General features: G+C 44.1%; 7 protein-coding genes. 5 read left to right on the plus strand and 2 right to left on the minus strand.

Features of this window, described 5'->3' with window-relative positions:
* Positions 1-183 precede the first annotated feature (183 nt).
* From AB4496_RS05690 to tnaA, 3 genes are all read left to right on the plus strand, one after another.
* Positions 184-1,296: a YcjF family protein gene (locus tag AB4496_RS05690; RefSeq protein WP_029225580.1), complete on the plus strand. Its 1,113-nt coding sequence runs from the start codon at positions 184-186 to the stop codon at positions 1,294-1,296.
* Positions 1,283-2,971 carry a GTPase family protein gene (locus tag AB4496_RS05695; RefSeq protein ID WP_102257320.1) on the plus strand — a complete coding sequence of 563 codons (1,689 nt, stop codon included), beginning with the start codon at positions 1,283-1,285 and terminating at the stop codon, positions 2,969-2,971. The genes AB4496_RS05690 and AB4496_RS05695 overlap by 14 nt, the downstream gene beginning before the upstream one ends.
* Positions 2,972-3,822: 851 nt before the next feature.
* Positions 3,823-5,295 carry a tryptophanase gene (gene tnaA, locus AB4496_RS05700; RefSeq protein ID WP_102257319.1) on the plus strand — a complete coding sequence of 491 codons (1,473 nt, stop codon included), beginning with the start codon at positions 3,823-3,825 and terminating at the stop codon, positions 5,293-5,295.
* Positions 5,296-5,461: 166 nt separating this feature from the next.
* Here tnaA and AB4496_RS05705 read toward each other — a convergent pair whose 3' ends face one another.
* Entirely contained in the window at positions 5,462-6,346 is an 885-nt protein-coding gene (locus tag AB4496_RS05705; protein ID WP_017090766.1) for a LysR family transcriptional regulator, read from the minus strand.
* Between the two features lie 256 nt (positions 6,347-6,602).
* Here AB4496_RS05705 and AB4496_RS05710 point away from each other — a divergent pair, with 256 nt between their 5' ends.
* Together AB4496_RS05710 and AB4496_RS05715 are read left to right on the plus strand one after the other, a co-directional pair.
* The gene (locus AB4496_RS05710) at positions 6,603-6,842 is read left to right on the plus strand and encodes a hypothetical protein (protein ID WP_017081013.1); all 240 of its coding nucleotides are present in this window, start codon (positions 6,603-6,605) and stop codon (positions 6,840-6,842) included.
* Between the two features lie 214 nt (positions 6,843-7,056).
* Positions 7,057-7,374 (plus strand): Dabb family protein, encoded by a 318-nt coding sequence (locus tag AB4496_RS05715; RefSeq protein WP_081304112.1) that lies wholly within the window; start codon positions 7,057-7,059, stop codon positions 7,372-7,374.
* Positions 7,375-7,466: 92 nt separating this feature from the next.
* Here AB4496_RS05715 and AB4496_RS05720 read toward each other — a convergent pair whose 3' ends face one another.
* The gene (locus AB4496_RS05720; protein ID WP_102257318.1) at positions 7,467-8,678 is read right to left on the minus strand and encodes a DUF3103 domain-containing protein; all 1,212 of its coding nucleotides are present in this window, start codon (positions 8,676-8,678) and stop codon (positions 7,467-7,469) included.
* Positions 8,679-8,874: the final 196 nt, after the last annotated feature.

Genomic DNA, 8,874 nt, shown 5'->3' on the forward strand with positions numbered 1-8,874 from the left:
GATGATACCCGCACGTATAAAAAAGCGTCTATAAAAATGAGCGCGCAAATAAAAACAAGCGTTTAGGTATTGTAAACCTGTGCGACTGAACAAACATAAGTTTAATATGATTTGTGATTATATAAGTCAGTATTGCTTTGTCATCAACTCGAATCTCAACATCAAGTGAGCGTTACTCTGAACATGTTTGATCAAATAAAAGACTTCATTAATCCGAGCAAGAACCCAGATCTTACTCAGGCCCATGAATACCAGCGTCAGCATCTGCCAACATTGTGGCTGTTGGGAAAAACGGGGGCGGGCAAGTCATCGTTTATTCAGGCGGTGACTGGCGACTCTTCTGTTGAAGTGGGCAATGGTTTTGCACCTTGTACCATGACGGCGATGTCTTACGAATTCCCACAAGACAAACCCGTGATGCGCTTTCTCGATACCAGAGGACTAAGCGAAGCGAATTATGATGCGAAAGAGGATCTGGAAGAGATTGGTCAGGCAGGTAATGCATTAGTCGTTGTAATGAAAGCCGACGAACCTGAACAATCCTCAGTGCTTGCGGCTCTAAAGCAGATTAAGAAACAGAAGAAAATTAAACACTTGCTGCTTGTTCATACTGCAGTGTTGTCTTCCGGTGAAACAGATCGAGCAAGGCAGGTTCAGTTCAACACCAACCAAGTAGAGAAGGCTTGGGGTAAAGAGTTTGAATCCGTCGCGGTCGATTTCGAAACGGATGACTCGAGCAATAACAGTGGTTCAATTTACAACTATGACATCTTGTTAGAAAAGCTGACCAGTATTCTTCCTGTTATTGGAATGATGGTGCAAGACAAAGAGCACTCCACGCAAGAAGAAGCCAACTTTGATCAAGTTGAAAACGAAGTGCTTTGGTATGCAGGAAGTGCAGCAGCGAGCGACCTGATTCCGGGTGTTGGTTTGGTGTCGGTACCTGCGATTCAAGCGAAAATGCTTCATAGTTTAGCGAATCAATATGGGGTCGAGTGGAACAAGAGAGTCTTCAGTGAGTTGATAGGCACTCTGGGAAGCAGTTTTGCTTTGCAATACGGAATGAAGCTGGGCACTCGACAGTTGATAAAGCTAATTCCAGTTTATGGTCAAACGGTAGGTGCGGTGGCTGCAGCGGCAATGAGTTTCGGCACCTCTTATGGTTTAGGTCGCGCGGCTTGTTTTTACTTCTATCATAAGAACAAAGGCGAAGAAGTGTCTGAACAAGAGATGCAGAAGATCTACAAAGAATCCCTGAAAAAAGGAAAGGCGGCGTCGGGCTATGAAGAAAATTAGAAACCTATTTCGATTACTGGCGGTGCTATCGAGCGGCCGCTGGGGCATTGCTCTGATTTCGGCGATCTTCCCAAGCATTATCATGATGGGTTTTGGTGTCTTCTTGGCGATCAAATACGGTTACCTACTCGAAATGTCGATTGCCATTGCCGTGAGTACCTTGGTGTTCACCATTCCTCTGTTCATTTCTAGCCGCTCTTCACGCGATTCTTCAAGCCGCTCTTCAAGTACGGAGCCCTTCTCGAATAAAGAGAGTGACGGCCTTGGTGAGGATACTGCTGAAGCTGAATCACAGCATAAAAAAGCTGATATCAACGATGCATTGGTTAAGGCTTCGGCTGATTGGTCTCAAAAAGAACTGTCGATCTGGAATGATTCAAAACACCATGTACGACAACAATTACTGGTCGACATAGAGTGGGGCAACCTAGACCAAACCGGTTTAGAAGTACTTGAGTTTGTGGCGAAAAAGTTTGATAAGAAATCGCTCGATTTCTCGATTCCTGAAGGACTAAAGCTGTTCGAAGAGGTCAGCCGACGCTACAAACTGGTAGTACGAGAGCATATACCGGGCATTGAGTATCTCAAGGTTTCTTACATTAAGGCGGGCTACGAAGCCTATGATAAATATGGCGAGCTAGGGCAGAAGATCGTTAAGGCCGCTATTTGGGGGAATCACCTCAAAAACCTCTATTTGAACCCGTTAAAAGTTGTTTCTGATTTAGGGAGAGAGCAAGCGACATCTTCAATGACAAGAGGTGTGGTTGATGACATGCAACACGCCGCTAAACAAGCCTTGTTAGATGAAGTCGCTGCGGTGGCGATTGACCTCTACAGCGGACGTTTCAGCATTGAAGATGAAGCACTGAAAGCGTCCGGTGTGTCTGAACTCGACGAACAACGCTTTGCTCCTGAATTAGAGCCTGTGCGAATAGTGCTGGTGGGGCAAACCAGCTCTGGTAAATCTTCGCTTATCAATGCGCTTAAGCAAGAGTTGGTAGCTGAAGTGGATGTACTGCCATCAACCGACACTTCAACTGTGTATAACGCGTTTGTCGACGACAATGATGTTCGCGTTGTTGATCTTCAGGGGCTTGATGGCAACCTTAAAACCGAAGCCTTAATGCTGAAAGAGATGACCCAAGCCGATGTGGTGCTATGGGTGCTTAAAGCCAATCAATCTGCGCGTGATTTGGATAAGCAATTGAAAGATAGATTTGATGCTTTCTATGACGATCCTAAGAACATCTCACGCAAGAAACCGATTGTGGTGTCGGTTGTGAATCAGGTAGACCGATTAAAGCCTGTAGACGATTGGCAGCCGCCGTATGACTTAGATAATCCAACATCGACCAAAGCGAAGATCATTGCTCAAGCGCTCGAATACAATCATATCTTGCTGCAAACCGATATAGTGTTACCGCTGGCGATTGCGCCAGAAAAGGTACAGTTTGGTTTAGATACTTTAAGGCAGACGTTGATTGAACGTATCGCTGACGCAAATAACGTTCAGAGAAATCGCCAACGTTTAGAAGCCATGAAAAGAGGGACGTCGGTTAAAGGCCAACTGAATAAAGCGGTCAAGGCGGGTAAGAAGGTTGCCCCCAGTGCTTTGAAAGCAGCGACGCCAAAACTGGCTGAAATGGCCATCAAGCAAGTCGTGAAGAAAAAGTAATCCACGACTGCGCCTGCAAAACGGTTCTGGTGGGGCTGAGACTCATCAGAACTGAGTTATTTGGAGCGTGAGAGCTTATCTCTTTTAGTTAAGGCTGAGAACTTTAGTGCTTAGCTTTTTTAGAACGGTGAGTTTTAGAGCTTAGCTCTTTAGCTCAGTAGCTCTCTAGAAGATAGATTCCTAGAAGATAGTTTTTTAGAAAACAGCCATCTTCGCCCCTTATTAGATAAGTCTTGAGTTTAAAAGAGATTCGATATTATTAAGTAACTCGCTGAACTAGTTTAATAGTATATAAACTGCTGTGATTCACAGTTTATATAACATGCTATCGTATTTAATCATCATTCTAAATGTTGATCACATTTATACTTTTCTAAGCTGTATTTATAAAACAATTGCACTATATTTAAATTCCGGATCATCTTGATTTCAACGTAGGGATATATTGTGAACATGTATCTGAAATGGCAATCAACAACATGGCTAACCTTGTTAGCTTGGTATACCTTAGATCACCAGCTCTCGTTCCGCCTTTCTTCAGAGTAGTACCCTCTAGGCGTCACGCGCCAGCAAAGCAGCGTGCTTTGTTTACCTATCAGCAGCTTTGATAACCTTTGAACACATGAATGTCGCACTTATTATTCCGTGCAGAATATTCGTTGTTTTGTCGTTCTCGCTAATTATCTCAGCCTCTGTTTAGGTTTGATTAATAAATCATTATTTAACTTGTTTATTTTCACTGTTAATTTTCCGTGTGTCTTTATATGGATCTATTAATTTAATGGTGAGGATTCGTGACATCTAAAGAAAATACATTTCGACCTGATCAGAATGTATTGAAAGGTATTATTATGGAAAACTTCAAACATCTACCAGAACCGTTTCGTATTCGTGTTGTAGAGCCAGTAAAAAGAACAACGCGCGCCTATCGTGAACAAGCCATTGTCGAAGCGGGGATGAACCCATTTTTGCTCGACAGTGATGATGTGTTTATCGACTTACTGACAGACAGCGGAACAGGATCTATTACTCAGCGTATGCAAGCCGCGATGTTAATGGGTGATGAAGCTTACAGTGGTAGCCGCAGTTACTACGCATTGTCGAACGCGGTTAAGGATATCTTCGGTTACGAGTTGACGATTCCAACACACCAAGGGCGCGGCGCAGAGCAGATCTACATTCCTGTTCTTATCAAGAAGCGTGAAATGGAGAAAGGGCTCGATCGCAGCAAAATGGTCGCCTTGTCGAACTACTTCTTCGATACAACACAAGGTCACACCCAAGTGAATTGCTGTGTGGCGAAAAACGTTTATACCAAAGAAGCGTTCGATACCTCAGTGAATGCGGACTTCAAAGGCAACTTCGATGTGGTGAAGCTGGAAGAAGCGATTTTAGAAGCGGGCGCAGCCAATGTTCCTTATATTGTGAGCACCATTACTTGTAACTCTGCTGGTGGACAGCCAGTGTCTATCGCCAACCTAAAAGCCGTGTATCAAGTGGCTCAGAAGTACGACATCCCTGTGATCATGGATTCTGCACGTTACGCTGAAAATGCCTACTTCATTCAACAACGAGAAGCGGGTTATCAAGATTGGACAATCGAACAGATCACGCGTGAGTCTTACAAATACGCGGATGGCTTAGCCATGTCTGCCAAGAAAGATGCCATGGTGCAAATGGGCGGCTTGTTGTGCTTTAAAGACGACTCTTTCATGGATGTGTACACAGAGTGTCGAACTTTGTGTGTGGTGCAAGAAGGCTTCCCAACCTATGGTGGCTTAGAAGGTGGCGCGATGGAGCGTCTTGCGGTTGGCCTTTATGACGGCATGCGCCAAGATTGGTTAGAGTACCGTATTGGTCAGGTTCAATACCTTGTTGATGGCTTAGAAGCGATGGGCATCGTGTGCCAGCAAGCAGGCGGTCACGCTGCGTTTGTCGATGCGGGTAAACTGCTTCCTCACATTCCAGCAGGTCAGTTCCCAGCACATGCTTTGGCGTGTGAACTCTATAAAGTCGCGGGTATCAGAGCGGTTGAGATTGGCTCATTGCTGCAAGGTCGCGACCCAGCAACCGGTGAACAACACCCATGCCCTGCAGAGTTATTGCGCCTTACCATTCCTCGCGCGACCTACACACAAACCCACATGGACTTCATCATCGAAGCATTTGAAAAAGTGAAAGAGAATGCAGGACAAGTGAAAGGGCTCGACTTTACCTACGAGCCGCCGGTGTTAAGACATTTCACTGCGCGCTTGAAAGAGGTTGAAACCAGCGAGAAACAAACAGAAAAAAAGAACGAACAAACGCTCGAAGAAGCATTTTAAAATAAAAACATAAGCGAATAGTCACTAGAACCCTAATCAAAGGCTCCCTCGGGAGCCTTTTCTTTTTTGGATGGTAGGGAGTTAAGTCATCAAGCAGCTAAGCGGCTAAGTCTTTAAGCTTTATAAGCTCTTAACCCGTTAATCATTTAGGCCTTTAGATGTTGAACTACGCTTGTTTGTTTTTTAGGGTGGATTTCAACATTTGGAATAGCCACTGATTCAAAGGCGCGTCTTTCTGTGAACGACGGCAGCTCATCACATAACCCACATCGATCGTCAGTTTTTCGGGTAAATCAATACTACGACAGCCTTCAGGTACGCTGCCATTGAGGGTGATACCAAAATAGTCGGATTTGAACACAACGTCGTGAATCATCGCAGGGTGGTCGACTTCCACTCTTGGGTTGACGTGAAAACCGATATTCCTAAGGCGATCAAGGATCGGGTATTTATTGTCATTCCATCCCGGGGTTTTAAATAGAATGATTGGGTAGTTGGCGAGCGACTCAAAGTCTTTCGCTGGATGATCCTCTCTCACGAAGAACACCACTTTTCCTTTACCGAATTCCATTTGAGAAATTGACTGTGGCAAGGTTTCATCAAAGTAATGAACCGCTATGGATTCTTCGCCGTCGATGAGCCTGTTCCTCACATTGCTTCCCCACCGAACGAATGAGTAGTGAGCATGCGGGGCTTCTTTACTCAGAGCAAAGTAGAGCTTCGAGCCAAAGCGCTCCCAGAACAGTGTATTTGCGTAGATTTTGATATCACCTTGGTAAGTTTCTGGCGAAAATACTTGGTGTTTAATTGCTTCAACGCTGCTCAAGATCTGCTCAAAATTTTCGATGTTGGTTTCAACAAAAGTCGTGGGTTCAAACCCGTGTTTGGTTTGAATGAACAGTGGGTCGTCGAGCTGTAACTTTAATTTCGAAAGGTTCTTGCTGATCGCCCCAGAGGTTTTTCCTAACGACTCCGCAACCAGCCCAACATTGCGAAGTTCATACATACGCTTGATGACGAGGATATTTTGAATGTCTAGATTGATGTCCATAGGCTCTCCAAATGAATCCTTTTATAGGTAGTAATTTCGGTGCGGTAGGCGTGCTGAAATTATGTGACTCTAATATCATAGTGCCAATAAAAATCTTATAAGACAGCACCGCGTCAGAACTTCGCTAATCCATTGATTTTCCATTTGGTAAATCTTGCTTTTCCTCGAATGGCTTTCACTCAAGCGCTAAAGTTACCTCAACAAAGAAACACAGATACCAAACGAACAAATAATTAAAAAGAATATGAGGTGATGTATGAAAAAGTTAATCGCACTAGGCTTAATGGCTCTTTCAATGAACACGGCTTTTGCTGCCGACGGTACGTATACAGGGACTATCGACATGACAAGAAGCGAAGGTAATCAAGTAAAGGCTGAGCGTGTTGAATCTGACTTAACACTGGAAGGAAGAAATGAAGCGTCTAACGGCGGAATCCAATTCCAAAAGAACGTAGATCAAGACCAAACGATCCAGCTTACAGGTCGTCGTGATTAACGTTAAAGATGTGCTTACCATTGTCATGAGAAATGCTGCGCCCTTGGGTGCAGCATTTTTCGTTATTGGGTTGTGGAGTATTTTATAAACTCTAGCGATCTAGCCTTGGCATGTTGTGTAACGTGTGGCATTTTGTTGTTCTCTAATTTAGATCGCTATTGGGTGTTGGTTAAGCATTACAAACCAGTAAGCGAACGACTCGAAAGGACAAGGAATGACTCAAAAAGAAACGGGAATGATTCGTCATATTCTACTGATTAAGTTTAAAGAAAACGCTGAGGTTTCAGAGGTTCAAAAACTAAAGATGCTGTTTGAAGCGATGCCAAACAAGGTTGAAGGGGTCACTTCAGTAGAATGGGGATTAAATGACAGCCCTGAAAACAAGAATCAAGGTTATACCCACTCAGTGTTAATGACGTTCGCTGATGAAGAAGGCCGCCAGAATTACCTTCCGCACCCTGAGCATGATGCGCTGAAAGATGTATTTCGTCCGCTTTTAGAAGACATCATTGTGTTTGATTACTCCCTGTAATTAGGTTCTGAGTAGGTCTCTTGTGTTTGACTTACCTTCGATAATGAAGAGTTAGGGCCTAGCGTTTAAGCCCTAACTGAATAAGAAACGACTTACTCTGTTGGTGAAATCGTGACTGGTGCAAACGATGCGACAGCATTTCCGCCTGCGCCCGGACGGTCTACATAAGGTGTGTTCTGCATTAAGGTGTAGTACACATCCACGAAGTCATCATCATTCACTAATACACCATCAGGAATCACATCGATAATCTTGCCTGTGATCTGAGGGATGATCGCATAACCTTGAACTTCTGGATCAGGAATCATCTTCAGTATCTCTTCTGCGGCTTGAACCAAGAGTTTTGCTAGTGCTTTATAATCTGTTCCATCATCGTGTTCCATTAAGATCATATCTGCAGCGCCCCAACGGTAGCGAGGCCAGAAGATGACGGTCTGGTTCGGGTAGTACGTCTGTTTGTCGTAGTCCAGATAAGGCATCTCAACGAGGTCGATTTGGGGCTCTAAACGACTTGAATCGACACCCGTCACGATAGCGTAGATTTCCGCTTTACCAGAGATCCAAGGTTCTTGGTCGACGGCTAAACGGATTTTGGTTAATTGTGTGGTATTCAACGGCTCAAGTTCCGACAAGGCCATCGAGCGACGTGCCCTGTTCATCAAAGACGGTTTTTGAGGTTTACTCTCGTCGGCATTGGTATCGCTAACGGCATTGATTTGCGTTGTAGTACCCAGTTTTTGCATCTCTGCCTGCATTGCCATTAAGCCTGCTTTGAGCTCTTCAGCACCGTTACTATCAACCACAAACACTGGGACGTCTGGCATTTGGTACACATCTAATTCATGAACTTGTCCGTACACGTCATACGCTTCAATGTATTGCCAATTCGAATCATCGCCTGATGGTTCAAACGCGAATAATGGGCTTTCGCCGTTCTTCCAGGCTTCAATCATCGCTTCATCAGCCATGCGAACCTCTAACACAGAGTCGCTGAAGTCGTTGATCCCTTTCATCTTGCGATAACCAAGATCCGCTTTCTGCATCCGGCTTGAAAATGCAGAGTAGGGCTGAGTAGAGCTCAATTTATCTACAGGCGCGGATAAGTTCTTTTCTGAGATCTGAGCTTTTAAGGAGAGCTCAAGATCGGAATAACGCTCGCTGATTTGTAACGCCAGAGATTGCTTTTGCGCTGCGCTACTTTCTGCAATACCTAATGAATCCGTTGTCTCAATATTTTGCGCATAAGACTGGAAGCCAACCACTGTCGTTGCAAGCACCATACTGATAGGAAAAGATGGTCTCATAAATAATCCTTATTTTAGTTTTTATCATTAATAGAGCATTTGCCCTATAAGGATTAACCTATCAGTAACGTGAATGTGTTCAAAAGTTAGTCAGTTATTTTTGTTTCGTTGTGCAGCACAGGATCTCAATTTAAACTGTTTTTATAAAACAATGCCTAAGTAACCTTGATATTTATAAATTAATAAACGTATCAGT

The sequence above is a fragment of the Vibrio sp. 10N.222.46.A1 genome (genome assembly GCF_041473595.1).
Lineage (GTDB): Bacteria > Pseudomonadota > Gammaproteobacteria > Enterobacterales > Vibrionaceae > Vibrio > Vibrio tasmaniensis_A.

Bases quoted from the DNA above. Each gene is read 5' to 3' on its own strand.
- AB4496_RS05690 (WP_029225580.1), top strand. From the start codon at position 184: ATGTTTGATCAAATAAAAGACTTCATTAATCCGAGCAAGAACCCAGAT.
- AB4496_RS05695 (WP_102257320.1), top strand. From the start codon at position 1,283: ATGAAGAAAATTAGAAACCTATTTCGATTACTGGCGGTGCTATCGAGC.
- tnaA (WP_102257319.1), top strand. From the start codon at position 3,823: ATGGAAAACTTCAAACATCTACCAGAACCGTTTCGTATTCGTGTTGTA.
- AB4496_RS05705 (WP_017090766.1), bottom strand. From the start codon at position 6,346: ATGGACATCAATCTAGACATTCAAAATATCCTCGTCATCAAGCGTATG.
- AB4496_RS05710 (WP_017081013.1), top strand. From the start codon at position 6,603: ATGAAAAAGTTAATCGCACTAGGCTTAATGGCTCTTTCAATGAACACG.
- AB4496_RS05715 (WP_081304112.1), top strand. From the start codon at position 7,057: ATGACTCAAAAAGAAACGGGAATGATTCGTCATATTCTACTGATTAAG.
- AB4496_RS05720 (WP_102257318.1), bottom strand. From the start codon at position 8,678: ATGAGACCATCTTTTCCTATCAGTATGGTGCTTGCAACGACAGTGGTT.